Origin of the sequence: Brevibacterium sp. 2SA, assembly GCF_005502845.1 — a bacterium.
GTDB lineage: Bacteria > Actinomycetota > Actinomycetes > Actinomycetales > Brevibacteriaceae > Brevibacterium.
Genome location: NZ_SCMW01000022.1, coordinates 25,059 through 50,425, shown reverse-complemented (window position 1 = coordinate 50,425; position 25,367 = coordinate 25,059). Strand labels below are relative to the sequence as shown.

General features: G+C 68.9%; 23 protein-coding genes and 1 riboswitch. Of the genes, 17 read left to right on the top strand and 6 right to left on the bottom strand.

The features are described from left to right. Positions 1 to 246: 246 nt before the first annotated feature. The 8 genes from FFS20_RS09785 (at position 247) to FFS20_RS09750 (ending at position 7,697) form a co-directional block, all read left to right on the top strand. Complete coding sequence (locus tag FFS20_RS09785) at positions 247 to 1,389, top strand: substrate-binding domain-containing protein (protein ID WP_249356773.1); 1,143 nt, start codon at positions 247 to 249, stop codon at positions 1,387 to 1,389. An 18-nt stretch (positions 1,390 to 1,407) separates the two neighbouring features. After that, on the top strand, positions 1,408 to 2,244 hold the full coding sequence (locus FFS20_RS09780; RefSeq protein WP_212743320.1) for an ATP-binding cassette domain-containing protein: 837 nt from the start codon (positions 1,408 to 1,410) through the stop codon (positions 2,242 to 2,244). Continuing rightward, the gene (locus FFS20_RS09775; RefSeq protein WP_137825657.1) at positions 2,241 to 3,452 is read left to right on the top strand and encodes an ABC transporter permease; all 1,212 of its coding nucleotides are present in this window, start codon (positions 2,241 to 2,243) and stop codon (positions 3,450 to 3,452) included. The genes FFS20_RS09780 and FFS20_RS09775 overlap by 4 nt, the downstream gene beginning before the upstream one ends. Before the next feature lie 86 nt (positions 3,453 to 3,538). Further along, positions 3,539 to 3,642: riboswitch (TPP riboswitch) on the top strand. Next, positions 3,630 to 4,490 carry a hydroxyethylthiazole kinase gene (gene thiM / locus FFS20_RS09770; protein WP_137825656.1) on the top strand — a complete coding sequence of 287 codons (861 nt, stop codon included), beginning with the start codon at positions 3,630 to 3,632 and terminating at the stop codon, positions 4,488 to 4,490. Its footprint overlaps the riboswitch before it by 13 nt. Next, complete coding sequence (gene thiE / locus FFS20_RS09765; RefSeq protein ID WP_137825655.1) at positions 4,487 to 5,212, top strand: thiamine phosphate synthase; 726 nt, start codon at positions 4,487 to 4,489, stop codon at positions 5,210 to 5,212. The genes thiM and thiE overlap by 4 nt, the downstream gene beginning before the upstream one ends. Beyond that, positions 5,209 to 6,078 (top strand): bifunctional hydroxymethylpyrimidine kinase/phosphomethylpyrimidine kinase, encoded by an 870-nt coding sequence (gene thiD / locus FFS20_RS09760; RefSeq protein ID WP_137825654.1) that lies wholly within the window; start codon positions 5,209 to 5,211, stop codon positions 6,076 to 6,078. The genes thiE and thiD overlap by 4 nt, the downstream gene beginning before the upstream one ends. A gap of 94 nt (positions 6,079 to 6,172) precedes the next feature. Continuing rightward, the gene (locus FFS20_RS09755) at positions 6,173 to 6,895 is read left to right on the top strand and encodes a TenA family protein (protein ID WP_137825653.1); all 723 of its coding nucleotides are present in this window, start codon (positions 6,173 to 6,175) and stop codon (positions 6,893 to 6,895) included. A gap of 118 nt (positions 6,896 to 7,013) precedes the next feature. Next, the gene (locus FFS20_RS09750; RefSeq protein ID WP_137825652.1) at positions 7,014 to 7,697 is read left to right on the top strand and encodes a hypothetical protein; all 684 of its coding nucleotides are present in this window, start codon (positions 7,014 to 7,016) and stop codon (positions 7,695 to 7,697) included. A 115-nt stretch (positions 7,698 to 7,812) separates the two neighbouring features. Here FFS20_RS09750 and FFS20_RS09745 read toward each other — a convergent pair whose 3' ends face one another. The 5 genes from FFS20_RS09745 to nadA form a co-directional block, all read right to left on the bottom strand. Continuing rightward, positions 7,813 to 8,025 carry a hypothetical protein gene (locus FFS20_RS09745; protein ID WP_137825651.1) on the bottom strand — a complete coding sequence of 71 codons (213 nt, stop codon included), beginning with the start codon at positions 8,023 to 8,025 and terminating at the stop codon, positions 7,813 to 7,815. Between the two features lie 229 nt (positions 8,026 to 8,254). Further along, positions 8,255 to 9,418: a cysteine desulfurase family protein gene (locus FFS20_RS09740; protein ID WP_137825650.1), complete on the bottom strand. Its 1,164-nt coding sequence runs from the start codon at positions 9,416 to 9,418 to the stop codon at positions 8,255 to 8,257. A 1-nt stretch (position 9,419) separates the two neighbouring features. Further along, positions 9,420 to 10,376, bottom strand: coding sequence for a carboxylating nicotinate-nucleotide diphosphorylase (gene nadC, locus FFS20_RS09735; protein WP_137825649.1), 957 nt, complete (start codon positions 10,374 to 10,376; stop codon positions 9,420 to 9,422). Further along, complete coding sequence (gene nadB, locus FFS20_RS09730) at positions 10,370 to 12,169, bottom strand: L-aspartate oxidase (RefSeq protein ID WP_137825648.1); 1,800 nt, start codon at positions 12,167 to 12,169, stop codon at positions 10,370 to 10,372. The genes nadC and nadB overlap by 7 nt, the downstream gene beginning before the upstream one ends. Position 12,170: 1 nt before the next feature. Next, entirely contained in the window at positions 12,171 to 13,454 is a 1,284-nt protein-coding gene (nadA, locus tag FFS20_RS09725; protein ID WP_137825647.1) for a quinolinate synthase NadA, read from the bottom strand. 224 nt (positions 13,455 to 13,678) lie between these two features. Between nadA and panB the strand changes: the two genes are divergently transcribed. The 3 genes from panB (at position 13,679) to FFS20_RS09710 (ending at position 17,665) form a co-directional block, all read left to right on the top strand. Continuing rightward, positions 13,679 to 14,542 carry a 3-methyl-2-oxobutanoate hydroxymethyltransferase gene (gene panB, locus FFS20_RS09720; protein ID WP_137825646.1) on the top strand — a complete coding sequence of 288 codons (864 nt, stop codon included), beginning with the start codon at positions 13,679 to 13,681 and terminating at the stop codon, positions 14,540 to 14,542. Further along, on the top strand, positions 14,542 to 15,570 hold the full coding sequence (panC, locus tag FFS20_RS09715; RefSeq protein WP_249356772.1) for a pantoate--beta-alanine ligase: 1,029 nt from the start codon (positions 14,542 to 14,544) through the stop codon (positions 15,568 to 15,570). The genes panB and panC overlap by 1 nt, the downstream gene beginning before the upstream one ends. A 523-nt stretch (positions 15,571 to 16,093) precedes the next feature. Beyond that, complete coding sequence (locus FFS20_RS09710; protein WP_137825645.1) at positions 16,094 to 17,665, top strand: mechanosensitive ion channel; 1,572 nt, start codon at positions 16,094 to 16,096, stop codon at positions 17,663 to 17,665. A gap of 580 nt (positions 17,666 to 18,245) precedes the next feature. On the opposite strand, the gene FFS20_RS09705 is transcribed toward FFS20_RS09710, so the two are convergent. Beyond that, positions 18,246 to 18,962 carry a LysE family translocator gene (locus FFS20_RS09705; RefSeq protein ID WP_137825644.1) on the bottom strand — a complete coding sequence of 239 codons (717 nt, stop codon included), beginning with the start codon at positions 18,960 to 18,962 and terminating at the stop codon, positions 18,246 to 18,248. Positions 18,963 to 19,153: 191 nt separating this feature from the next. Here FFS20_RS09705 and FFS20_RS09700 point away from each other — a divergent pair, with 191 nt between their 5' ends. The 6 genes from FFS20_RS09700 (at position 19,154) to FFS20_RS09675 (ending at position 25,342) form a co-directional block, all read left to right on the top strand. Next, positions 19,154 to 20,053: a LysR family transcriptional regulator gene (locus FFS20_RS09700; protein WP_137825643.1), complete on the top strand. Its 900-nt coding sequence runs from the start codon at positions 19,154 to 19,156 to the stop codon at positions 20,051 to 20,053. A 198-nt stretch (positions 20,054 to 20,251) separates the two neighbouring features. Further along, entirely contained in the window at positions 20,252 to 21,385 is a 1,134-nt protein-coding gene (locus FFS20_RS09695; protein ID WP_137825642.1) for a GuaB3 family IMP dehydrogenase-related protein, read from the top strand. A gap of 55 nt (positions 21,386 to 21,440) precedes the next feature. Further along, positions 21,441 to 22,376: an SURF1 family protein gene (locus tag FFS20_RS09690; protein WP_249356771.1), complete on the top strand. Its 936-nt coding sequence runs from the start codon at positions 21,441 to 21,443 to the stop codon at positions 22,374 to 22,376. After that, a complete protein-coding gene (locus FFS20_RS09685; protein WP_137825641.1) occupies positions 22,373 to 22,810 on the top strand; it encodes a DUF3817 domain-containing protein in 438 nt (145 codons plus the stop codon). The genes FFS20_RS09690 and FFS20_RS09685 overlap by 4 nt, the downstream gene beginning before the upstream one ends. Before the next feature lie 80 nt (positions 22,811 to 22,890). Further along, positions 22,891 to 24,471: a glutamine-hydrolyzing GMP synthase gene (gene guaA, locus FFS20_RS09680; protein ID WP_137825640.1), complete on the top strand. Its 1,581-nt coding sequence runs from the start codon at positions 22,891 to 22,893 to the stop codon at positions 24,469 to 24,471. Between the two features lie 223 nt (positions 24,472 to 24,694). Continuing rightward, complete coding sequence (locus tag FFS20_RS09675; RefSeq protein ID WP_137825639.1) at positions 24,695 to 25,342, top strand: biotin transporter BioY; 648 nt, start codon at positions 24,695 to 24,697, stop codon at positions 25,340 to 25,342. Positions 25,343 to 25,367 lie beyond the last annotated feature (25 nt).

The window sequence follows — 25,367 nt, the reverse complement described above, 5'->3', positions numbered from 1 at the left end:
GCCGGGGAATCGCTCGCCGATGGCGCTGAGTCCGCGCGGACCGACGAGGCACGAGGCGAAGCCGCCGCATTCGCGCGCGTCCACCTCATCCGCCGCGGCAGCGGTGAGGAATCACCCCGCCAGGTCACCGAGCGCTGAGCCGACGCGAGGAAGGAATCACCGCGGGGGTGGTTGACAAACGACACCGGTGGGCGAAATATGTTGACCAACCTGACAACGTTGTCAGAATGATGAAAGGTTTCGCGAATGCGCAGGTTCCGCCCCCAGTCACACGCACAGAAGTCGTCTCTCACCGCCGTGCCCACAGCGCTGAGGAAGCCGCGCCGGCTCGCGGTGCTCGGCGCCGCGGTCGCGATCTCGGCCCTCGCGCTCAGCGGCTGCGGCAACCAGAAGGGCCAGGGCAACGAAGCCGCCGATTCCGGCGGCGGTGACGGCCCGGTGACGATCGCCCTCCTCCTGCCCGAGTCGAAGACGACGCGCTACGAATCCCTCGACAAGCCGAACTTCGAGAAGTACGTCGCCGAGGCGAGCCCCGATGCGACGGTCGAGTACCGCAACGCCAACCAGGACGCGACCCAGCAGCAACAGCAGTTCGAAGCCGCGGTCACCGAGGGCGTCGACGTCATCGTCCTCGACCCCGTCGACGCCTCGGCGGTCTCCTCCTCCCTGTCGAAGGCCGAAGCGAAGCAGATCCCCGTCGTCTCCTATGACCGGTTCTTCGAGGGCGCCGACTACTACACGTCGTTCGACAACAAGAAGATCGGCAACCTCCAGGGTCAGGCCCTCCTCGACGGACTCGAGGCCAAGGGCGTCGACCCGACGTCCGGACCGGTGTGGATGGTCAACGGCGACCCGAAGGACCCCAACGCCGCGGACTTCAAGGCCGGTGCCGAGGAGACGCTCAAGGGTGCCGGCGTCGACATCGCCGCCAACCACGACACGCTCGATTGGAACCCCGACGATGCCCGCCAGTGGGTCGAGGGCCAGCTGCAGGGCGGGGGTGAGAAGCCGATCGCGATCTACGCGGCCAATGACGGCACCGCCGGCGGGGTGCTCGCGGCGACGACGAAGGCGAAGCAGGATCCCGTCGTCACCGGGCAGGACGCCGAGGTCGACGGACTGCAGAACATCCTCAAGGGCGAGCAGTACGCGACGATCTACAAGTCGATCCCGCCGCAGGCCGAATACGCGGCGAAGGCCGCGGTCGCACTGGCCAACGGGGAGAAGCCCGAGGCCGGCACGACGTACAAGGACACCCCGACGGACTTCGTCGAGGCGAAGGTCGTGACGAAGGACACGATCAAGGACATCGTCGGCGATCAGATCAAGGCCTCCGACATCTGCTCGGGCATCGATGAGAAGCTGTGCACGGATGCCGGAATCAAGTAGGACGGTCCGACCAGCCCGATGACCTCACAGACGAACGATCCGACGCCCGCTTCCGGGCGGGCGTCGGAGACGCCCCAGTCCACTGCTTCCCAGCCCGTGCTCCAGCTGCGCGGGATCGACAAGCGATTCGGCGCCGTCCAGGCGCTCACCGACATCAACCTCACGATCGGCCGCGGCGAGGTCGTCGGCCTCGTCGGCGACAACGGCGCCGGCAAGTCGACGCTCATCAAGATCATCGCCGGCGTCCACTCCGCCGACGGAGGCGAGCTCATCATGGGCGGACGCCCGCAGAAGTTCTCCTCCCCGAAGGACGCACAGCGAGCCGGGGTGGCCACGGTGTTCCAGGATCTCGCACTCTGCGAGAACCTCGACGTCGTCGCCAACCTCTTCCTCGGTCACGAGCACACCCGCGGCGGCGTCCTCGACGAAGTCGCGATGGAGGCGAAGTCGTGGGAGCTGCTGCGCAGCCTGTCCGCGAAGATCCCGAGCGTGCGCGTGCCGATCGCCGCCCTGTCCGGCGGCCAGCGCCAGACGGTGGCGATCGCCCGGTCCCTCCTCGGCGAACCCTCGCTCGTCATGCTCGACGAACCGACGGCCGCCCTCGGCGTCGCCCAGACCGCCGAGGTGCTCAACCTCATCGAACGCCTCCGTGACCGTGACCTCGGGGTGCTCCTCGTCAGCCACAACATGGCCGATGTCCAGGCCGTGTGCGACCGTGTCCACGTGCTGCGGCTGGGCAAGGACGCCGGGGACTTCCCGGGAGACGAGCGCACCGACGTCCTCGTCGCCGCGATCACCGGAGCCAACGACAACGTCGTGACCCAGCGGGCCGCGCGGAGGGGTGAGCGCCGATGACCCGCAATTCCCTCATCACCGACGAGCGGATCTCCGACGAGGGGCTCGTGCGGACGTTCGTCCGCCGGATCCGGGAAGGCCAGCTCGGGTCGTTCCCCGTCATCCTCGCCCTCGTCGTCATCGTCATCGTCTTCCAGTCGGCGAACAGCAACTTCCTCTCACCGGCGAATCTCGTCAACCTCTCCACCCAGGTCGCCTACCTGGCGATCCTCGCACTCGGGATCAACCTCATCCTCCTCCTCGGCGAGATCGACCTCTCGCTCGCCCAGCTCGGCGGTCTCGCCGCCTCGGTGCTCGGTGTCCTCGTCGTCCGGCAGGGGGTCCCGCCGGTGATCGCGGTGACGATCATCCTCCTGCTCGGCCTCGTCATCGGGGCGATCCAGGGCTGGTTCTTCGCCGTCGTCGGGATTCCCGCGTTCGTCGTCACCCTTGCCGGTCTGCTCGCGTTCACGGGGCTCACGCTCACGGTGCTCGGCACCCAGAAGAACCTCTCGATGGCCGATACGTTCGTCTTCGACTTCGCCAGCTACTACTTCCCGGCGTTCTGGGCCTACGTCTTCGGGGCGATCGCCGTCATCGGCTTCGCCGCCGGCATCATCCATTCGAAGCTGCGTCGGCACTCCGCAGGCCTCGACAGCCCGAGCTGGACGGCCGTCATCGTGCGCATCGTCGTCCTCGCGGCGATCGTCTTCGGCTTCCTCATCCTCGTCAACCAGGACTTCGGACTCGCGCTGCCGTTCTTCCTCATGATGGTCATCGCGATCATCATCGACCTCGTGCTGCGCAAGACCCGCTACGGACGCTCGATCTACGCCGTCGGCGGCAAGGTCGAAGCCGCCCGGCGCGCCGGCATCCGGGTGACGTGGGTGCGCATCAGCGTGTTCATGACCGCCGGGGTCCTCGCCGCCCTCTTCGGCTTCGTCAAGGCCGGAGTGACGACGAACGCCGGGTCGACGCTCGTGGGCACCCAGGACCTCCTCAACGCGATCGCCGCGGCCGTCATCGGCGGCACCTCCCTCTTCGGCGGGCGGGGGTCGGCGTGGGCCGCGGTCCTCGGGGCGTTCGTCGTCGGCGCGATCAACAACGGTCTCTACCTCATCGGCTTCAACTCCGATATGCAGCAGATCATCACCGCCCTCGTCCTCCTCACCGCCGTCGTCATCGACGCCGTCAGCCGGCGCGGACAGCGGTACGTCGGCAGGGGGTGAGGTCTGCTCCACCAGCGCCGAGGCGGGGGCGAGGTCAGGGGGTGACCCCACCTCACCCCCGCCTCGGCGATTTTGGTACAGTCATGGGCAATGACATGGGGTGCCCGGCGGCAGTCGCGCCGGGCTGAGAGGACACCCATCGAACCTGATCTGGGCCATGCTAGCGAAGGGATCGTCATGACTGACATCGATCTGTCGTCGGCGCACGCACGTCTGCGCGCGGCGAATCCGCTCATCCAATGCATCACGAACACGGTCGTGCAGCAGTTCAGCGCGAACGTGCTGCTCGCCGTCGGTGCGTCCCCGGCGATGCTCGACCATGAAGCCGACGCCGCACAGTTCGCGCACCTCGCCGGCGGTCTGCTCGTCAACTTCGGAACCGCGACGAACCAGCAGTTCCTCGCCGCCGACGCCGCGATCGGAGCCGTCACCGCGGACTCGACTCCGTGGGTGCTCGACCCGGTGAGCATCGGCGCAGTCGACCACCGCACCACCCGCATCCGCCGGGCCGCCGCCGATCGCCCGACCGCGATCCGCGGCAACGCCTCGGAGATCGCGGCCCTGGCAGGAGCCGGGGCCGGCGGGCGCGGCGTCGAATCCACCGACGAGGTCGACGCCGTCCTCCCCGCGGCGGCCGAGCTCGCACGGACCAGTGGGGCGATCGTCGCCGTCTCGGGCAGACGCGACGCGATCGTCGCCCACATCGACGGCGTCGATCACATCGCCCGTGTCGACGGGGGCCATGAGTTCATGCCGCTCGTCATCGGCACCGGGTGCTCGCTCGGTGCCGTGACCTCCGCCTACCTCGCCGCCGTGCCGCCGGCCGGTTCGAGTTCCGGTGCGGGGCCGGCCGGACTCGCGGCGTTCGAACAGTTCACCGCCGTCGTCGCCGCCCACGCCCACTTCGCCGTCGCCGGCGAAGCCGCAGCGGCCGGTGCCGCCGGACCGGGCAGCTATGCCGAACACTTCCTCGACGCCCTCTACACCACCGACGATGCGCGCATCGGTCAGGCACGGGTCGAAGTGACGAGAGCATGAGCGCGACGAGTGAGCGCCTGGCCGGCGTCGACGCCCGCCTCTACCTCGTCACCGATTCCGCCCAGAGCCGGGAGGCCGGACGCACCGTCGCCGAGACCGTGCTCGCGGCCGTGCGCGGGGGAGTCGGCATGGTCCAGGTCCGCGACAAGGACATCGACGACACCGAGTTCCTGACCCTGACCAGGGAGGTCATTGCCGCCGTCGCCGAGGCGGTGGCGGGTACGGACCGCCGCGTGCCCGTTGTCCTCAACGACCGGGTCGCCGTCACCCGGCACCTCCTCGATGAGGGCGCCGACGTCCACATCCATGTCGGACAGACCGACACTCCCGTCGCCGAGGTGCGCGACCTCGTCGGACCCGACCCGCTCATCGGTCTCTCCGCCGCCAGCGACGCCGAGTTCGCCGCCGCCCGGGCTGCCGGCGCCGTCGACCTCGTCGGGATCGGGCCCGTCTTCGACACGACGACGAAGACCGACGCACCGGCCGGGATCGGTCCCGACCGCCTCGGCGAACTCACGGCCGAGGCGGGTCTGCCGGCGGTGGCGATCGGCGGCATCGATGCCAGCCGGGTCCCGCAGCTGCGCGGCCGCGGACTGCTCGGCTTCTGCGTCGTCTCGGCGATCTGCCGGGCTGCCGACCCGGAACGGGCGGCCCGGGAGCTGCTCACCGCGTACGGCGACGGGACCGCGCCGGGTGCCGGCGAGGACGGGGGAGCGGCATGAGCACGCGGCCACCGATCACCCTGTCGATCGCCGGCACCGACCCCTCGGGCGGGGCGGGCATCCACGCCGACCTCAAGACGTTCACCGCCCTCGGGGTGCTGGGGACCACGGCGATCACCGCGCTCGTCGCGCAGAACACGCACGGGGTCTCCCGCGTCTACCCGATCGATGAGGACTTCGTCGTCGCCGAGCTCGACAGTGTCCTGAACGACATGCCCGTCGATGCGACGAAGACGGGGATGCTCGGGTCGACGTCGCTCGTCGACCTCGTCGTCGATCGGGCGCGCACCTCCGATCTCGGGTTCTTCACCGTCGACCCGGTCATGGTGTCGACGTCCGGGCACCGCCTCCTCGAGGTCGATGCGGTCGCCGCCGTGCGGGAGCGTCTCCTGCCCTTCGCCGATCTCATCACCCCGAACCTCCCCGAGGCCGCCCTCCTCCTCGGCGACGATGTCGCTGAGGCCCAGACCCCGGCTCAGATGCGCGACCAGGCACGCGAGCTCATCGCCCGGGGTGCCCGGGCGGTGCTCCTCAAGGGCGGTCACGCCGCGGACGGGGACGTCGCCGACATTCTCGTCACCGCTGATGGGGAGATCGCCGAGTTCTCCCACCCCCGGATCTCCACCCCGAACACGCACGGCACCGGGTGCACCCTGTCGGCTGCGATCACCGCCGAGGCGGCCGTGCTCAGGCGGGCGAACGGCGGAGAGGCGCTGAGTGCCGAGGAGGTGCACGGGGCCGTCGAGCGCGGACTCGACTTCCTCGCCCGCGCGCTCGCCTCGGCCGCGGACTGGCAGGTCAGCCTCGATGCGGCCGGTGCGCACGGGCCCGTCGACCACCAGGTCGACGTCCGCCGTCGCGGATAGCCTGTCGACCCGGCCGCTTCCCACCCGGCTGATTCCGGACAGTCCGATTCCCGTCTGATTCCCGTCCCATTCCGACCCCGAGGAGAGACCACTCATGAGCATGACCTTCGCCGCCGGACCGCACACCACCGCGCTGTGGGAGGACGTGCGCCCGATCATCGACGAGATCGAAGCGCTGCCGTTCCTCACCCAGCTCGCCGAGGGCACGCTCGCCCCGCTCGCGTTCACGAACTACATCACGCAGGACAGCATCTACTTGAGCGGGTATGCGAAGGCGATGTCGTTCCTCGCCGGGAAGACAGCGGACAGAGGAGAGTCCCGGTTCTGGTCGACCTCGGCGGCGGAGGCGATCACGGTGGAGGAGGAGATGCACGCTCAGCTGCTCTCCGATGAGCGGCTCGCCGTGGCCCACGCCGAGCTCGAGGCCACCGACCATCTGGGACCGTCGCCGACGACGCTCGGCTACGTGTCGTTCCTCGTCGCCACTGCGGCGAGCCGGTCGTACGGGGAAGGTGTCGCCGGTGTCCTCCCGTGCTTCTGGGTCTACGCGCACATGGGCAAAGTGCTCGTCGAGAAGGCGGGAACGATGAGCGAGAATCACCCGTACCGGACGTGGGTGCAGACCTATGACTCCCCGGAGTTCGACGAATCGACCCGGCAGGCCGTGGCGATCTTAGAGCGCGAGTTCGACCGGGTTCCGGCTGACGAAGCCGCACGGATGCGCGCGGCGTTCGAACGCGCATGCGTCTACGAACTCCACTTCTGGGCCTCAGCGCATGCGATGCAGAATTGGGACGCCTCCGTCTTCGCGAGGTGAGGGGCGGACGCCAAGGAAACTACGGCCGACCCTCCGGAATCACCGATGACGACAGTGCTGACTTCCGTATTGTGGTTGGATATGGTGTATGGGAACGAGATCTGATGGCAATCCGGTAATGGAACTTGCCGATCTGTTTGATGCATGGAATACCAACGAAACGCCCAAAACGAGCCGGGGGTTCAAACGGGATCCAGGCCAAGCGACTCAACGTCACATTGAGGCGATGGAGCTCTTCACTGAAACTCGTCGTACTCTTGAGTTCCTCAGCACCCACAGCTTGGTCGCTGAGCGTTGTCTCCAGCACGTTCCCAAGATGGCCCGCGCGATTCTGGCTGTACAGTCCAGCTGGGATAGTAGCCAGCTCGACTCATACAACTTCGATCCGGTGATGATGGAGGCCTTACGCCTCGCCGCTTACGATGTACAGAGAATCCTCGACGAGAACACGCGGCACGCTCCCCGGGTGGACGATCTCCTCGGCGAAGTCCGCCAAATTCTCGTCGAAGACGAGTCGATCAGCGGCGAAATGAAGCGGTACATCAACGAACTCTTAAGCTCGATTCGAGCCAACATTGAACGGAACGGCCTTGGACAAGAATTCGACTTTGGCCATGCGATGGAGCAACTGTGGGTTGCACTCTTAGCTGCTCAGGGCGCGTCGGAGGATGAAAAATCGCGATGGGCGGCGGCGGCAAGTCAAGTAAAGAATGTCGCAACCGGATTCATCAAGTACGGAGCTGCTTGGGCAGCTCTCGGGTTTCAAGGCTACGCTCAGTTCGCCATTGGCGCTGGTCGTTAGCCTTCAAATAGGCAAACAGAAGGGCGAGGCGGGTGTCCACATCATCTAGCACTTGGTCACTCGCCAATTCCGCATCTATCGCAGCAAGAGGTCAATTTTTTAGCCCGATTCGCTTTTAGGCAGCGCTGTCCGGACGGTCGTCGATGATGAGGGTGAGCGGAGCGATCGCGCTCATCGCCAGCCACCCGCGGCACAGCGTGGTCCAGAGGATGACGCCGTCGACCTCCGTCAGCGGCACCCGATCGCGGCGCGGACACGTCAGCCGTCCGATGAGGAAGACGATGCCCGTGAAGCTCGCTGCGATGAAGAGCAGGGCCACGAGATCCATGACGGTGCCTCCTCCCAGCCGAAGCGGATCCTGTGATTCCAGTGTCTCTCCGCATCCAGAGCTTGGAAAGAGTCCAATCGCTCATCAGTGGACTCTTCGCGGCAGGTGAGAGGGGCCGTGTGAGGGCTGAACGGCGTGAGACCGCAGTCCGGACCGAGTCCTCAGGTGACCCCGAGGCTCAGGAGACCGCGAGGCTCAGGGGCCTGCGGGACTCAGGAGACCGCGAGGCTCAGGAGAATGCGAGGCTCAACCGCTTCGCCGACTCGACGACGGCGGCCGCGGCTGCCGCCCCCTGTTCGGGGGTGATCGAGGCCGGAAAGGTGAAGCGCACACTCGTCTTCGCAACCTCGGCGTCGATGCCGAGAGCGAGGAGCACATGCGAGGGCTCATCGGAGCCGACCGCGCACGCCGATCCGCTCGATGCCGTGACACCGAGCCGCTCGAGCTCGAGGAGCACCGCCTCCCCGCTCGTGCGCGAGAAGCAGAACGAGGCATGGTTGGGGGTCCGCGCCGCAGCGCTGCCCGTGAGCAGTGCGCCGTCGACCGCCCCGACCACCTCGGCGATGAAGGCATCCCGGATGCGGGCCACCCGTGCGGCCGCCTCGACCCGTTCCGCCTCGGCGAGTTCGAGGGCCGTGGCGAACGCGACGGCCAGGGCGACGTTCTCCGTGCCCGACCGACGCCCCGACTCCTGACCCCCGCCGTGGATGATCGGCTCGACCGGGACCCGGGCACGGATCGCGGCGACCCCGATGCCCTTCGGCGCCCCGATCTTGTGCCCGGCGAGCGTGAGGGCGTCGACCCCGAGATCGCCCAGCGGCAGCCATCCGGCGGCTTGGACGGCATCGGTGTGCGTGAGCGCACCGACCTCGCGGGCGATGTCGGACAGCGTCGAGACATCGGCGACCGTGCCGATCTCATTGTTGGCATACCCGAGGCTGACGACGGCGGTGTCCTCTCGCAGCACCGCGCGCAGAGCCTCGGCGGTGACCGTGCCGTCGGGCTCGACGTCGACGAAGGAGACGGTGAAGCCGTGACGTCGGCGCAGATGATCCGCCGAGGCGAGCACCGCCTCGTGCTCGAGCGGTGAGGTCACGAGGTGGCGGCGGCGGGCGGTGCCACCGTCCTCCGGCAGGCCGCCGAGCGCCATCCCGATGACCGCGAGATTCGCCGCCTCGGTGCCGCCACCGGTGAAGACGATGTCCGTGCTCCGCCTCCCGAGGACCCGGGCGACTCGCGCCCGGGCGTCGTCGAGGGCCTCCGCGGAGCGCCGCCCGATCTCATGATGGCTCGACGGATTGCCGAAGGCCCCGGCGAGATACGGCCATGCCGCCTCAAGAGCTTCGCGCCGCACCGGCGCGGCGGAGGCGGTGTCGAGGTAGAGCGGGTCCATCTCAGTCGGCCGCCGTGCGGATGACTGGATCAGCGGCCGCGGAGGCAGGATCCGCGCTCGCCCCGGGTGCTGGAATCGGCGCATCATCGGCCGCGGGTGCCGCCGCGGCGGCGGTGAGCACGAGGTCGAGGCCGAGGTCGATCGACCGGACACTGTGCGTGAGCGCACCGGAGGAGATGACATCGACGCCGGTGGCCGCGATCGCCTCGACCGTCTCGAGCGAGACGTTGCCGCTGGCTTCGACGATCGCCTGATCGCCGATGAGGGTGACCCCACGGCGCAGATCGGCCAGCGAGAAATTGTCGAGCATGATGATGTCGGCCCCGCCGTCGAGGACCGCGGGAATCTGCTCGAGCCGGTCGACCTCGACCTCGATCATCGTCGTGTGCCCGAGCCGCTCCCGCGCCGTCAGCAGCGCGGCGGTGACGTCGCCGCCGGCGCCGGTGAGCACGCCGAGGTGGTTGTCCTTGACCATGACCGCATCCGAGAGCCCGAACCGATGACTGTGCCCACCCCCGCAGCGCACCGCGTGCTTCTCGAACGCGCGGAGGCCCGGAGTGGTCTTCCGAGTGTCGGCGATCCGTGTCCTGCCCCCAGCGGCATCGACGAATGCCCTGGTCAGAGTCGCAATTCCGCTCATCCGCTGGGTGAAGTTGAGAGCGATCCGCTCGGCGCGCAGCACACCGCGCGCCGGCCCCGACACGGACGCGAGCACCTGGCCGGCGGCGAAGGCATCCCCGTCGGCCAGGCTCACCTCGACGTCGATCGTCGGATCGGTGAGGGCGAACGCGGCGGCGAAGACCTCACCGCCTGCGAAGACGCCGTCCTCCCGGGCGCGCAGCTCAGCGGTGGCCGTGGCCTCCGCGGGAACGAACACCTCGCCGGTGATGTCACCCCAGGGTGCGTCCTCGGTCAGCGCAGTCCGCACTGCCGTCTCGATCGTCGCCGTCGTCAGCATGAAGCCGCCTCCTCGGTGTGGGGGTGGATCGTCGTCCGACCCCCGGACCCAGTGGTCACGGGCGTCGAGGCCGCAGGGGCCGCCTCGGCGCAGGTCGCATCGGGCAGGGCGTCGGGCCGATGAGGTTCGTCGGTGCGGACATGAGCGCCGATGCTCTCGGTGCGAGCCAGAGCGTGCCCGGCCATCGTCCGTGCGATGAGCGTGAGATTCGCGGTTTCGAGGTCATGCCGTTCGAGCACAACGTCGTCACTCGGGCGAAGGTCGTCTCCTTGTGGCGTGCCTGGGCGGTCGTTCGATCCGGCGCCGAGGTGGTCGAGGAGTTCGGTGAGGCCGGCAGCGGTGCGTTCGAGGCCGAGGTGCTGCCAGGCCAGCGCCTGCAGCGCCGTGCGCGACAGCGGCGCTGGGCGATGGAGCTCGTCGGTCGCCGAGGCGGTCTCCCGGTTCGGTGCCGATGCGGTTCGGTTCTCCTCGGCTCTGGTGCCGGATGCCGTCGTGCCGGCGAGCGTCATTCCGCTGTGCGTCTCCTCGTCGAGGTCGGCGGTGATCGCGGCGGCGGCCCGCGCTCCGAAGACCGCGCCTTCGAGCAGGGAGTTCGAGGCGAGACGGTTGGCTCCGTGGACGCCCGTGCAGGCTGCCTCGCCGACGGCGAAGAGGCCCTCGAGCGAGGTGCGCCCCTCGAGGTCGGTGGTGATGCCGCCCATGACGTAGTGCGCGGCGGGGGTGACGGGTATGAGGTCGTCGGCGAGCGAGAGCCCGTGGGCAGACAGGTGCGCGGCGATGCTCGGGAACCGGGCATCGACGTCGGGGATCGCCCGCGCATCGAGGTGACAGGGCCGACCGTTCTGTCCGGCCATCGTCCGGCGGAGGGCGAGGGCGACGACATTGCGCGGTGCGAGCTCGGCGCGCGGATCGATCGCGGGCATGAACCGTCGACCGCGGGCATCGCGGAGCAGCGCCCCTGCACCGCGGACGGCCTCGGAGACGAGGAAGCCCGATCCGGCGAACGCCGTGGGATGGAATTGGACGAACTCGAGGTCGCTGACGGCCGCGCCCGCGCGGATCGCCGCGGCGAGACCGTCACCGGTCGCCGCCGGCGGATTCGTCGTGTGGGCGAAGAGCTGTCCGGCCCCGCCGGTCGCGAGGACGACGGCATCGGCGGCGATGCACTCGACAACGCCGTCGCGCCCATGCACGCGGACCCCTGTCACCGCCGGCGCCCCGGCAGCCGCCGCAGGCTCGGCGGACTGCGCAGGCCCGGTGACGAGGTCGACGAGCATCGTCTCCGTCCGCACTGCGATCCGGCCGGCGTCCGCCTCGGTGCGGACCGCGGAGCCGAGGGCCTCGACGATCGCCCGCCCCGTCGCATCCCTGCCGGAGTGATAGATCCGGGCCGCGGAATGCGCGCCCTCGAGGCCCCGCTCCCACCCTGCGGGATCGAGCGGATCGACGCGGGGCTCCAGCCCGCCGGCAGGCCCGGGATCGCCGGTCCCGCCTCGGCGATCGAAGCGCACCCCGGTCTCCGCGAGCTCACGGATGCGCGCGGGACCCTCGGTGCAGAGCACCCGGACGGCGCTCGCATCGCAGAGCCCGACACCGGCGGTCAGCGTGTCGGCGATGTGGGCGGCAGCGGAGTCATCGGGGCTGAGCACTCCGGCGATACCGCCCTGGGCCAGCGCCGTGTTCGAGTCGCCGAGGCGGTCCTTCGTCACGAGGGTGACCTCGTGGGCGCCGGCCAGGTGCCGGGCCGTGGTCAGGCCGGCGATGCCGGAGCCGATGACGACGACGTGGCCCACGTCAGATCCTCGGCTTCGCGGCGAGCATCCGGTCGAGTGCCACCCGGGCCGGGTCGGCCACCTCGGCATCGACCGTGATCTGATTGACGACCCGACCGTCGAGGAGGGATTCGAGGACCCACGCGATGTAGCCGGGGTGGATGCGGTACATCGTCGAGCACGGGCACACGACGGGGTCGAGACAGGAGATCTCGTGCTGGGGATGGTCGGCGGCGAGCCGCTGGACGAGGTTGATCTCCGTGCCGATGGCGAACGCGGTCGGTTCGGCAGCGGTTTCGATCGCCTTCGTGATGTAGGCCGTCGACCCGGACTCGTCGGCGGCGGCGACGGTCTCGCGCGGGCACTCGGGGTGGACGATGACGCGGACGTCCGGATTCGCGGCACGGGCGGCAGCGATCTGGGCGGGAGTGAAGCGCTTGTGGACGGAGCAGAAGCCCTGCCAGAGGATGACGCGGGCGTCGTCGAGGACCTCGGCGGTGTTGTTGCCCAGCGGTCGGCGGGGGTTCCACAGGGGCATCCGGCCGGGGTCGATGCCCATGTCGATGGCGGTGTTGCGGCCGAGGTGCTGGTCGGGGAAGAAGAGGACGCGGTGCCCGCGTTCGAAGGCCCAGTCGAGCACCACCTCGGCGTTCGATGAGGTGCACACGATTCCGCCGTTGCGGCCGCAGAATCCCTTGATCGCGGCCGAGGAGTTCATGTACGTCACGGGGACGACGGGCACCTTGCCGGATGCGTCGGGTGCGGTGCCCCACAGCTCGGCCAGTTGCTCCCAGCAGTCCTCGACCTCATCGATCGTCGCCATGTCGGCCATCGAGCACCCGGCGGCGAGGTTGGGGAGGATGACGGCCTGGTCAGGGGTCGAGAGGAGGTCGGCGGTCTCGGCCATGAAGTGGACGCCGCAGAAGACGATCGCCTCGGCGTCGGGATGGTTCTGGGCGGCACCGGCGAGCATGAACGAGTCCCCGATGTAGTCGGCGTGTTCGACGACCTCGACGCGCTGGTAGTGGTGGCCGAGCATGACGACGCGGTCACCGAGCGCAGTCTTGGCGGCGATGATCCGCTCCCGCAGCTCATCCGCCGAGGCGTCCCGGTACTCCTGCGGGATCTCGCCCTGACGCGGCGCCGAGGCGGGGACCGGGTCAGCGGTCGAAGCGCCGGGGCCGTAGCCGGGGGAGGCGTCGACGTCCCACGGTGCGGTGACGAGGTCGTCGCCGCACATCGATCCTGCGGTGGTGCCGGCGGAGATGTCTTTGAGGGTGAGCTCGATCGAGGCTGTCGTGGTCATCGTCGTCCTTCGGGGTTCGGCACCTTATTTGCGCACTTTTGAGCTTAATCATCTGTGGCGGGAAAGTGCAACCGACGCGGACCCGGGTACGCTGGTGGCAGGCTCGCGATCCGGGCCGGCTCCATGACAACGGTGCTTGCGACCGGTGCAGGCAGGCAGCGCGCGACCGCGCGGATGCCCCGGCCCACCGTGCGCGCCGAGACAGCCAACCACAGAGGATTCCCATGCCCGATGCGGCAGACGACAGCAGGCAGACAGAGACGACGCCGGTGTACGGGTCGGGGGCACCGCCGCGGCGCGTGCGCACCGTCGATCTGCTCAAGGCGAAGGCCGAGGGACGGCGCTGGGCGATGCTGACCAGCTACGACCAGTACACCGCCGCGCTCTTCGAGGAGGCGGGAGTCGAGGCGCTCCTCGTCGGCGACTCCGCGGCGAACAACGTCTTCGGCTACGACACGACGCTGCCGGTGACCGTCGACGAGCTCATCCCGCTCGCCCGCGCCGTCGCCCGCGCGACCTCGCGGGCCCTCATCGTCGCCGACCTGCCCTTCGGCAGCTACGAGATCTCCGATGAGCAGGCCGTCGCCACGGCCGTGCGCTTCATGAAGGAGGCCGAGGTCCACGCCGTCAAGCTCGAAGGCGGGCAGCAGGTCGCCTCCCGGATCCGCGCGATCACCGCGGCCGGGATCCCCGTCATGGCGCACATCGGGTTCACCCCGCAGGCCGAGCACAACCTCGGAGGCTATCGCGTCCAGGGCCGCGGTGATGCCGCCGACGCCCTGCTCGCCGATGCCCGTGCCGTCGCCGAGGCGGGGGCGTTCTCCGTGGTCATGGAGATGGTGCCAGCCCCGCTGGCCGCCCAGGTCACCGCCGAGCTGAGCATCCCGACCGTCGGCATCGGGGCCGGCGCGGACTGCGATGCGCAGGTCCTCGTGTGGCAGGACATGGCGGGTCTGCGGCCGGGGAAGGCACCTCGTTTCGTCAAGCGCTTCGCCGATGTCCGATCCGTCCTCACCGAGGCGGTCGAGACCTATGTCGCCGAGGTGGCCGGCGGACAGTTCCCCGAACCCGAGCGGAGCTTCGAGTGATGTCGTCGGCGCAGGCGAAGGGGTCGCAGGCGGACGGGTCGGGTGCATCGGGGGCGCGAGCGGCTGAGCCGGGCGCTGCGACCTCGGGTGCGGAGGCATCGGGTGCTGCGACCTCGGGCGCGGAGGCGTCGGGGACTGAGAACCGGGCCGGTGGCCTGGAGATCGGCGGGATTCCCGCGCTGCGGGAGTGGCGGAAGCGGCAGACCGGGACGGTCGCGCTCGTGCCGACGATGGGCGCCCTCCACTCCGGGCACCGCGCGCTCATGGAGCGTGCCCGGCAGACGGCCGACCACCTCGTCGTGTCGATCTTCGTCAATCCGCTCCAGTTCGGCCCCGGCGAGGACTTCACGCGCTACCCGCGCCCCTTCGCCGAGGACATCGCCGCGTGCGAGGAGGCCGGAGCCGATTTCGTCTTCGCCCCGGCGTTCATCGAGATGTACCCGTCGGCCCCCGAGGTCACCGTCACCGGCGGACGCATGGGTGCGGTGTTCGAAGGAGCCGACCGGCCCGGCCATTTCGATGGGGTGCTCACGGTCGTGACGAAGCTCTTCACCCTCATCGAGCCCGATGTCACCGTCTTCGGGCTCAAAGACATCCAGCAGTTCTCCCTGGTCAGGCGACTCATCGCCGACCTCGACTTCGATATCGAGCTCATCGGCCTGCCCGTCGTCCGCGACCGCGACGGCCTGGCGACCTCGAGCCGGAACGAATACCTCAGCCCGGGGGAGAGGGCTGCGGCGCTCGCGATTCCCCGCGCACTGGCGGCGGCGGAGAAGGCGGTGCGCATCGACAATGCGCTGCCGCCCGACACCCTCGAAGTCGCCCGCCGGGTGCTCGACATCGGCATTGAGTCGGCCCAGGCGGACGGCGGACCCGACGTCAGGGTCCACTACCTCAGTCTCGTCGACGCGGCGACCCTGCAGCCGGTGGCCGACCATTTCCGCGGTTCGGCGCTGCTGCTCGCCGCGGTCACCGTCGGCACGACCCGGCTCATCGACAACGTGCCGGTGGAATTCTCCGCGGAGTAATTGCCGGGTCATTGTCAACGATCACAGGACGATTCTCGGGCGATCCGTCGAGGTGATTCTGCGGCTGATGAGCGATTCCCCGGCGGCGCGGCGGTGAGCGAATGCGGACTCGGATCGATCCGTTTCGCGGCCATTCTTGCATTCGCCGCCGGCCGCGCGCATTGACCGCTATTCGCGTCCGGGGCAGACGAATGCCGACCATTCCGGCAGCTCGGCGGTCACTCTGGTCATCGCTGAGGACGCGCGCCGGGAATGCCTTCCGTTCGAGGTCAGGTCGGTGAGCGGCTCGACCTGCCGGCCGCCGAAATGCGTTCTCGATGCACAATTGTGATCGCCATATGAACGTCTTGTTAAGGCATTGAAATAAACGGATGAATGGCGCAGTCGCCGATTGTCATTTCGGTCGAAATCCGAGATGAAAGCCGACGCACCCTTGTCCGGTGTGCTCCATTCGAATAGGCTCCGAATCAACAAGCGGCAATGACGCCTTGTTAGTCCGCAGAATCCGAAGGAGACAACGGAAATGCAAGACATATGGCCGGTCCTCATCAATGTGGGCCTTGCAATTCTCATTCTCATCGTCACGTGGATCGTCGCATCGATCGTCAAATGGGCCATCGGCAAGCTCGTGGCCAAGATCCCGGCTCTGCAGAGAGACGGGCACAACGGTCAGCAGATCGGCCGCTCGGTCGGGCAGATCGCGGGACTCGTCATCTGGATCCTCGGTCTCATCGCGGTCCTCCAGCTGTTCGCCCTCGATCAGGTGCTCACGCCGCTGCAGGGACTGGCGAATGGAATCTTCGGGTTCCTTCCCAACATCATCGGCGCCGGTTTCATCTTCCTCATCGGCTATGTGTTCGCGAAGATCGCCAAGCAGCTCGTCGTCACCGCCCTTGGTGCCGTCGATCTCAGCCGACTGACCTCGAAGTTCAAGTCGATCGGCGACCGTGCGGTCAGCGTCGCCGATTCCGACGGGGGCTTCCGCCGTCCCGGTGGCACGTCGCAGCCGAACGCGAACCTCGACCAGCAGGGTGCGCCCATGGGCCAGGGCGGACCGGCGGGACCGGGGCAGCCCGGTGGTCAGCCGCCGCAGGGTCAGCCGATGCCGCCGCAGGGGCAGCCCGGCCAAGGCCATCCAGGTCAGGGTCACCCGGGTCAGCAGGGTTACGGTCAGCAGGGCCACACCGGTCAGCAGGGCTACGGCCAGCCGAACGCGCAGGCCGATGCGAACGCTCGGGTCGTCAACCTCGTCGGCAATCTCGTCTTCGGAATCATCATCATCGTCGTCTCGATCGCGGCGCTGCAGGTGCTCGGCATCGCAGCGATCTCCGATCCCGCCCAGCAGATGCTCGAGATGTTCCTCCAGGCGATCCCGCTCATCATCGCCGCGGCCATCCTGCTCACCATCGGCTGGGTGATCGCGAAGTTCCTCGGCAACCTGCTCGAGGAGATCCTCCGCGGTGTCGGCACCGACAAGGCGATCGACTCGATCGGCATCTTCCCCGCGGGCACGAGCGCGTCGTCGGTGATCACGAAGATCGTCCAAGTCGCCATCATGATCTTCTTCGCGATCATGGCCACGAGGATGCTCGGCTTCCCCGAGATCACCAACATCCTCAATGAGATCCTCGCGCTGGGCGGCAGCGTCCTCTTCGGCGCGGTGATCATCGCGGCCGGCTTCCTCATCGCGGCGCTCATCGGCAAGTTCATCACGAACAACCTCGCGAGCAAGGTGCTGCGCTACTCGGCGATCGCGCTCTTCATCGCGATGGGCCTGCGCTACATGGGCATCGCCGATTCGATCATCAACCTCGCGTTCGGTGCCGTCGTCATCGGCGGAGCCGCGGCCGCCGCACTCGCGTTCGGCCTCGGCGGTCGGGAGGCCGCTTCGCGACTGCTCGGCAAGGTCGAGGATGAAGCGGCCGATGTCGTCGAGTCCTCGGTCGGAGATCCGACCGGCGACCGCCTCGGCGGTGCGACCGGCCGCGCAACCGGTGCCGGTCCGGTCGGCGGCGGTGCGGCTCCCGGTGCCGGCCCCGGCGCGGGTTCGGTCGGTGACGGTCCGCGCGGCGACGGCCCCAGCCACAGCGACTGAGCCTGACCCGGCCCGAGCCGCTCGCCGCATTCTCCGCGGTGGCGGTTCGGCCGGGACAGAAGTCAGCGGCGCCGGTGTCCGAGAGCGATCTCGGGCACCGGCGCCGTCGCGTGTGGTGGCGGTCGCCAGGGTCGCCTCTCCGCCCGCACCAGTCGCCGTGCCGTCCCGCCGTGTCACCCGGCCATGTCGCGCCGATAGGCAGTGCCGCGCCGAGGGTGGCGAGGGCGAAAAGTCGATCTGCAGGCGAAAGATGCGGGGCGCTGAGATTCTGCGGGCCAGAAGGAGAACGGCGGGCGATCAGTCGTCCGCCGTTGTACTTTCGGCCGACACAAGCTGCGGCGCAGGTGTGTCGTCGCACCGATCGTGTTGCGAGATGCCGCGCCGCATGTGGCGTTGGCGAAAAGTCGATCTGCGGGCGAACGGTGCGGGGCGCTGAGATTCTGCGGGCCAAAAGCAGAACGGCGGGCGATCAGTCGTCCGCAGTTGTACTTTTGGCCGACACGGGCCGCGGTGCAGGTGTGTCGTCGCGGCGGCCGTGCGATGGGAGGCCGCGCCGCTCACACCACAACCGGCGGGGGCGTCACATCGGGATGGCGGCGACCGTGATGCCCATGACGACGAGGATGCCTGCGGAGACGGCTTCGATCCAGAAGTCGGTGCTGCGGCGCTGGAGGGCAGCGGCGGCGAATCCGGCGATGAGGGCGAGCAGGATCTGGTAGGCGAGCAGCAGCCCGACGACGATCGCGACGAGGAGCACGTAGTCGGTGCCCGCGGGGGAGGCGGGGACGAGCGTCGGCATGACGGCGAGGAAGAAGAGACCCGCCTTGGGATTCGACAGGGAGGAGAGCAGGCCGCGGCGGTAGGAGATGATCGAGGCGAGCTGGCCCCACGGGTGGGCGCCCTTGGCCGGGGCCACCTCGGCGACGAGGTCGTCGGCGACGATGTCATCGGTGGCCGCCGCGATCTCGCCGACCGGTCCCAGCGGGGCGGTGCCGCGCAGTTCGCGGCGGATCTTCAGCGCCTGCCGAGCGGCGAGGACGCCGAGGAAGCAGAGGTAGGCGCCGCCGACGATCTTGAGCACGAGGAGTGCCGAGGGGTAGGCGGTGAGCAGTGCGGAGATCCCGGTGAGCGCGGCGATCATCCAGATCGTCATGCCGGTCGCCGAACCGAGGGAGTAGATGAGCCCGGCCTTGCGGCGCAGTGCCGAGAGCCGCACGGTGAGGATCGTCTCGGGTCCGGGGGTGACCGCGAGAACGGTGGCGGCGCCGGCGATGGTGATGAGCTCAGGACCGGTCATGGGACTCCTGTCGGGGTGGTGGTGCACGTGCTGGCGGGGACGAACGAGCCGGATGCCGGCCGACAGCGACCGAGACACGGCGGGCGCGAATCACGCCGATGACCAGTCTGCCGCAGAAAAAGCGTTGCGAAAAGCAATCATTCTCAAACAATCATCAGGCGTCACCGAACGATCTCGGCTACCCTGGACGCATGTGGGATCTCCAGCGCCTGCGCGTGTGGCGGGCCGTCGTCGCGACCGGCTCGGTCGTCGCCGCCGCGCGCAGCCTCAACTACACCCCGGCCACCGTGAGCCAGCACATCACGACCCTGCAGAAGGCCGTCGGAGCCGAGCTCTACCGCCGGTCGGGACGCGGGATCGAGATCACCGAACTCGGGCGCCGCCTCGCCGAGGAGTCCTCCGACGTCTTCACCGGCCTCGGCCGCCTCGACGGCCTCGTCGAGAGCTTCAGCGCCGTCCACCGCCCGCGGATGCGGATCGCGGCGTTCACCTCGTTCAACGCCGTCCTTCTGCCCGACATCATCGGTCCCGTCGCCCTCGAGCACGAGGACCTGCGCTTCGACATCCAGCTCAACGAACCGGCGAAGGTCCGCCGCAGCCACTGCACGATCGAGATCCGCAACGAGGTCCCTCAGGACGAGGAGGGCAGCCTGCCGGGGATGTCGCGCACCGTGCTCTTCGACGACGACTACCGGGTCGTCGTCTCCGAACGCCACCCCTTCGCCGGCCGCGACTTCGTGCCCTTCAAGGAGCTCGCCGACGAACGCTGGGTCAACTACGACCTGTGGAACGGCCCGACGAGCCGCGTCGTCGATCTCGCGTGCGCCGCCGCCGGGTTCGAGCCGACGATGTTCGCCGCTTCCGAGGACGACTACGCCGCGCTCGCCCTCGTCGCCGCGAACCTCGCCGTGACCGTGCTGCCCCGTCTCTCGACCGAGCACCTGTCGCCCGGCCTCGTCGCCGTCGACCTCACCGACCCGACCCCCGTGCGCCGCGTCGTCATGCATGTCCGTGACCGTGAAGCCCACCTCCCGCACGTGCGGGCCTTCGCCTCCGCCGCCGAGGCGGTCGCCGCCGACCGCTTCCCCTGAGCTGCTCACCCCGGACATCGCACCCCGAACGACGTCCAGAGGTAGATCCCGCTCGACTTCGCGGCGAAAATCGAGCGGGATCCGCCTCCGGGAGGCAATTCGCGCGGCCGCACCCCGGCACTGACCTGCCTCCGCAGTCGCGCTCTCCCTCACAGTCGGCTGAGACCTCCTGAGAGTCCGGTGGGATAGGCTGTGCGCGTGAGTTCTGAAATCGAGATCGGCAAAGGCAAGCGCGGTCGTCGGGGCTATTCGCTCGACGACATCGCCATCATCCCCGCACGTCGCACCCGCGATCCCGAGGATGTCTCCCTGTCCTGGCAGATCGACGCCTACCATTTCGAGCTGCCGTTCATCGGCGCGCCGATGGACTCGGCGATGTCGCCAGACACCGCCATCGCGCTCGGCCGCCTCGGCGGTCTCGGCGTCCTCGACCTCGAGGGCCTGTGGACCCGGTACGAGGACCCCGCCCCGCTGCTCGCCGAGATCGCCCAGCTGCCCTCGGACATGGCGACGTCCCGGATGCAGGAGCTCTACTCCGCGCCCATCCAGGCCGAACTCATCACCGCGCGTCTCGCGGAGATCCGCGACGCCGGGGTCACCGTCGCCGGTGCCCTGACCCCGCAGCGCACGCAGCAGTTCTACAAGACCGTCGTCGATGCCGGTGTCGACATCTTCGTCATCCGCGGCACGACCGTCTCGGCCGAACACGTCTCGAGCCAGGCCGAGCCGCTCAACCTCAAGCAGTTCATCTACGAACTCGACGTCCCCGTCATCGTCGGCGGGGCCGCCACCTACACCGCCGCCCTCCACCTCATGCGCACGGGTGCCGCCGGCGTCCTCGTCGGCTTCGGCGGGGGAGCGGCGGCGACGACGCGGCGCACGCTGGGCATCCACGCCCCGATGGCCACCGCGATCGCCGATGTCCACGCCGCCCGCCGCGACTACATGGACGAATCCGGCGGCCGCTACGTCCACGTCATCGCCGACGGCGGTCTGGGCACGAGCGGTGAGATCGTCAAGGCCTTCGGCGTCGGCGCCGACGCCGTGATGCTCGGCACTGCGCTCGCCCGCGCCACGGAGGCCCCCGGCCGCGGCATGCACTGGGGCGCCGAGGCCCACCATCCCGAGCTGCCGCGCGGCCACCGCGTCGAACTCGGCACGGTCGGCAGCCTCGAACAGGTCCTCTTCGGTCCCGGTCGCACTGCGATCGGCGAACTCAACCTCGCCGGTGCGCTGCGCCGGGCGCTCGCCACGACCGGGTACGTCGACCTCAAGGAGTTCCAGCGCGTCGACGTCACCGTGTCCCCGTACCAGCCTGGATCGGTGGTCTGATCTGTTCCGTCTGGCACTGACTCCCAAATGGCTGGGGTCCCTGGTCTTCGTCCTCGTGCTCGTCAGCTGCTTCGTCGGACTGTCGGCATGGCAGGTCGACCGTGCCCAGCACAAGAACGAGGTCGTGTCCTCGACCGATGTCGACGAGACGAAGGACTTCAACGAGCTGATGGGCGCCCAGGCCCCGATGCCGGGCATCCTCGCCGATCAGCGGGTCAGTCTCACCGGCCGCTGGCTGCCCGACGACCAGGTCGTCGTTCCCGGCCGGATCAACGACGGGGAAGAGGGGTACTGGGTCGTCACGATGTTCGCCCCCGATGACGCCCGCCTCGGCGAGGGAGCCGTCGCGGACACGACCGGCAAGACGATCGCCATCCCCGTCCTCCGCGGCTTCACCACCGACGAGGCGACGGCGATGAACTCACGGGCGCTCGAGGGCCCGGTGTCGCTCGTGGCGCGCATCGGTCCCGTCGAAGGGCCCGAACCCGGCACCGACCTGCCGCCAGGGCAGGTGAAGACGGTCTCGACCTCGCAGCTCATCAACCTCTTCCCCGACCTGCTCACGTACTCCGGCTTCCTCATGCCCGAGTCCGCCACCGGCGCGGCCGCCTCGGTGGGCACCGGGGGACTGACCCAGGTCGACACGACGACGACCCGCGACGAGGGCGGCTTCAACCTGCAGTCGGCGGTCTACGCCATCGAATGGCTGATCTTCGCCGGCATGGCCCTCTACATGTGGTGGCAGCTGCTGCGCGACGACTACGTCAGGACCCGCCTCGGCGAGGCCGGGGGCAACGGGAAGGACCCGTCCACCGGCGGCGACTACGTCATCGTCAAACCTGCCGGCCAGGCGCGGATCGACCCCGAGGTGATGTCCGGGCTGACCGGACTGCCCGCCCACCGGCACGGCGGGGCGAAACCGCGCAGAGCCGACAGCCAGACCCAGCCCTCCCCGACTGCCAGCACCACGACCGAAGGACCCGAAGCGTGAGCGACCACCCCGAGAACCTCGATTCCCGCCCCGAGGTCGACGAGTCGAACCTGTGGAGCGTCAAGCGCTTCACCTCGGCGCGCAATGCCCTGAAGTTCTATCGCGTCATGGCGATCATCACCGGCACGATGCTCATGATCCTCACGGTCGAGATGATCTACAAGTACCTCATCGCCCCGGACCCGTCGACGGCGCTGATGTTCGGTGACTTCAATCTCGCCGCGGCGATCGCGATCAGCCACGGCTGGTGCTACGTCGTCTACCTCATCGGCTGCTTCTGGCTCAATCAGCAGATGCGCTGGAGCCTCGGCCGCTACCTCATCCTCGCCCTCGCCGGCGTCGTTCCGGTGATGTCGTTCATCCTCGAGCGCCGCATCCACCGTCAGGTCGAAGCTGAGCTCGCCGCCGCGGTCGTCGTCGCTCCCAGGAGCTGAGGACCCTCGCCGAGGCGGTCGCTGAGTTCCGTCCGGAGCCGGCGATCCGGCGCGTCCTGCCGTTGATTAGACTTGGGGGCATGACGAACCCCCAGAGCACACAGGTGCCTCCTGTTCTCGTGGTCGATTTCGGCGCGCAGTACGCGCAGCTCATCGCCCGCCGGATCCGTGAGGCGGGACTGTATTCCGAGATCATCGCCCATGACGCCCCGGCGGCCGAGTTCGCGGCCAAGAACCCCGTGGCCATCGTGCTCTCCGGCGGACCCTCGAGCGTCAACGACGAGGCGGCGCCGCCCTTCGACGAGGCGGTCTTCGACCTCGGCGTCCCGACGATGGGCATCTGCTACGGGTTCCAGCTCATGTCGACGAGCCTCGGCGGTCGCGTCGCGAAGACCGACAAGCGCGAGTACGGCTCGACTCCGGTCGCCGTCGCCGACCAGGGGGCACTGCTCGCCGAGACCCCCGATGCCTACACCGTGTGGATGTCCCACGGGGACTCCGTCGCCGAGGCGCCCGCGGACTTCACTGTCCTCGCCTCGACTCCCGACACCCCGGTCGCGGCGTTCGAGCACCCCGAACGGAAGTTCGCCGGCGTCCAGTGGCACCCTGAGGTCCTCCATTCCGAGAACGGGCAGAAGATCCTCGAGAACTTCCTCTACCGGGTCGCCGGTCTTGAGGCCGACTGGACGAACGAGTCCGTCATCGACGAACAGGTCGACCTCATCCGCCAGCAGGTCGGGGACAAGCAGGTCATCTGCGCGCTCTCCGGCGGCGTCGACTCCTCGGTCGCGGCCGCCCTCGTCCACAAGGCGATCGGCGATCAGCTCACCTGCGTCTTCGTCGACCACGGGCTGCTGCGCGAAGGCGAACGGGAACAGGTCGAGAACGACTACGTCAACTCGATCGGCGTCCGCCTCGTCACCGTCGACGCCCGTGAGCGGTTTATGAAGGAGCTCGCCGGGGTGACCGACCCGGAGGAGAAGCGCAAGATCATCGGGCGCGAATTCATCCGCACCTTCGAGACCGCCGCCGCCGACCTCGTCCTCGAGGCCAAGGACGAAGGCGAGGAGATCGGCTTCCTCGTCCAGGGCACCCTCTATCCCGACGTCGTCGAATCCGGCGGCGGGTCGGGCACCGCGAACATCAAGAGCCACCACAACGTCGGCGGGCTGCCCGAGGACATCCAGTTCCAGCTCATCGAACCCCTGCGCGCCCTGTTCAAGGACGAGGTGCGCGCGATCGGCCGTGAACTCGGCGTGCCCGAGGCTATCGTCTCCCGTCAGCCCTTCCCGGGCCCGGGCCTCGGCATCCGCATCATCGGCGAGGTCACCGAGGAGCGCCTGGCGATCCTCCGCCGGGCCGACGCGATCGCCCGTGAGGAGCTGACGAAGGCCGGCCTCGACGGTGAGATCTGGCAGTGCCCGGTCGTCCTCCTCGCCGATGTCCGCTCCGTCGGCGTCCAGGGTGACGGCCGCACGTACGGCCACCCCGTCGTCCTCCGACCGGTCTCGAGCGAGGATGCGATGACCGCCGACTGGACGCGGATCCCCTACGACACGCTCTCGGTGATCTCGAACCGGATCACCAACGAGGTCGATGACATCAACCGCGTCGTCCTCGACGTCACCTCGAAGCCTCCGGGCACGATCGAATGGGAGTGAGCGCCGCTCGTGTGCGGTGACCTCGGGCGTCCGCGGGTGCCGCGACCGGTGCCGAGTCGGGCGCTGGGTCGGGTGCCGCGTCGGGCCCTGGGTCGGGCGCTGGGTCGAGCCCTGCCAAGAAGCGGGGCACGATCTGTGCCCCGCCGACAACTCCTGAACGGTGTTCAGCTACAGTGGGGTCAGCCCGGGTGAGGCCCGGGACGACCCGACCGTTGGAGAACCCATGACCCACGCAGACAGCACCGCCGCCTCGGCGGGCACCGCTTCGCTCAAGACCCCGAGCCGGGCCGGCGACATCGCGCTCATCGCGGTCTTCGCCGCCCTGCTCGCGGCGTTCGCGATGCTGCCCCCGATCCCCGTCGGCCCGGTGGGCGTGCCGATCACCCTGCAGACCTTCGCTGTGGCGCTGTGCGGCCTCGTCCTCGGCCCGTGGCGCGGGGCCGCCGCCGTCGGGCTCTACGTCGTCCTCGGATTGCTCGGACTGCCGATCTTCTCGGGGATGCGCGGCGGCATCGCCGTCCTCGCCGGCCCGAGCGCCGGCTACATCATCTCCTTCACCCTCTACGCCCTGGCCGCCGGATTCGTCGCCCGTTGGGCGCTGCGCCGCTATCGGGGCGCGGCCCTGTGGGTCGCGATGTTCCTCGGCTCCCTCGGCGCGAGCTTCCTGCTCAACCACCCGCTCGGCATCCTCGGCATGTCGATCAACGGCGACCTCCCGCTCGGCGTCGCCTTCGCTGCGGACCTCATCTACTGGCCCGGTGACATCATCAAGAACATCCTCGCGGTGTCCGTGGCCCTGCTCATCCACCGGGCCTTCCCCGACATCCTCCGCCGCCGAGGCGTCCGCCCCCAGATCCCGGACGCCGAGTGATCTTCCGCCGCCGCCCATCATCGAA

Bases quoted from the DNA above. Each gene is read 5' to 3' on its own strand.
- nadA (WP_137825647.1), bottom strand. From the start codon at position 13,454: ATGACCACGACAGCCTCGATCGAGCTCACCCTCAAAGACATCTCCGCC.
- thiD (WP_137825654.1), top strand. From the start codon at position 5,209: ATGAGCACGCGGCCACCGATCACCCTGTCGATCGCCGGCACCGACCCC.
- FFS20_RS09750 (WP_137825652.1), top strand. From the start codon at position 7,014: ATGGAACTTGCCGATCTGTTTGATGCATGGAATACCAACGAAACGCCC.
- panC (WP_249356772.1), top strand. From the start codon at position 14,542: ATGTCGTCGGCGCAGGCGAAGGGGTCGCAGGCGGACGGGTCGGGTGCA.
- FFS20_RS09785 (WP_249356773.1), top strand. From the start codon at position 247: ATGCGCAGGTTCCGCCCCCAGTCACACGCACAGAAGTCGTCTCTCACC.
- nadC (WP_137825649.1), bottom strand. From the start codon at position 10,376: ATGCTGACGACGGCGACGATCGAGACGGCAGTGCGGACTGCGCTGACC.
- FFS20_RS09740 (WP_137825650.1), bottom strand. From the start codon at position 9,418: ATGGACCCGCTCTACCTCGACACCGCCTCCGCCGCGCCGGTGCGGCGC.
- guaA (WP_137825640.1), top strand. From the start codon at position 22,891: ATGACGAACCCCCAGAGCACACAGGTGCCTCCTGTTCTCGTGGTCGAT.
- FFS20_RS09775 (WP_137825657.1), top strand. From the start codon at position 2,241: ATGACCCGCAATTCCCTCATCACCGACGAGCGGATCTCCGACGAGGGG.
- FFS20_RS09745 (WP_137825651.1), bottom strand. From the start codon at position 8,025: ATGGATCTCGTGGCCCTGCTCTTCATCGCAGCGAGCTTCACGGGCATC.
- thiM (WP_137825656.1), top strand. From the start codon at position 3,630: ATGACTGACATCGATCTGTCGTCGGCGCACGCACGTCTGCGCGCGGCG.
- panB (WP_137825646.1), top strand. From the start codon at position 13,679: ATGCCCGATGCGGCAGACGACAGCAGGCAGACAGAGACGACGCCGGTG.
- FFS20_RS09700 (WP_137825643.1), top strand. From the start codon at position 19,154: ATGTGGGATCTCCAGCGCCTGCGCGTGTGGCGGGCCGTCGTCGCGACC.
- FFS20_RS09755 (WP_137825653.1), top strand. From the start codon at position 6,173: ATGAGCATGACCTTCGCCGCCGGACCGCACACCACCGCGCTGTGGGAG.
- thiE (WP_137825655.1), top strand. From the start codon at position 4,487: ATGAGCGCGACGAGTGAGCGCCTGGCCGGCGTCGACGCCCGCCTCTAC.
- FFS20_RS09675 (WP_137825639.1), top strand. From the start codon at position 24,695: ATGACCCACGCAGACAGCACCGCCGCCTCGGCGGGCACCGCTTCGCTC.
- FFS20_RS09780 (WP_212743320.1), top strand. From the start codon at position 1,408: ATGACCTCACAGACGAACGATCCGACGCCCGCTTCCGGGCGGGCGTCG.
- FFS20_RS09710 (WP_137825645.1), top strand. From the start codon at position 16,094: ATGCAAGACATATGGCCGGTCCTCATCAATGTGGGCCTTGCAATTCTC.
- FFS20_RS09705 (WP_137825644.1), bottom strand. From the start codon at position 18,962: ATGACCGGTCCTGAGCTCATCACCATCGCCGGCGCCGCCACCGTTCTC.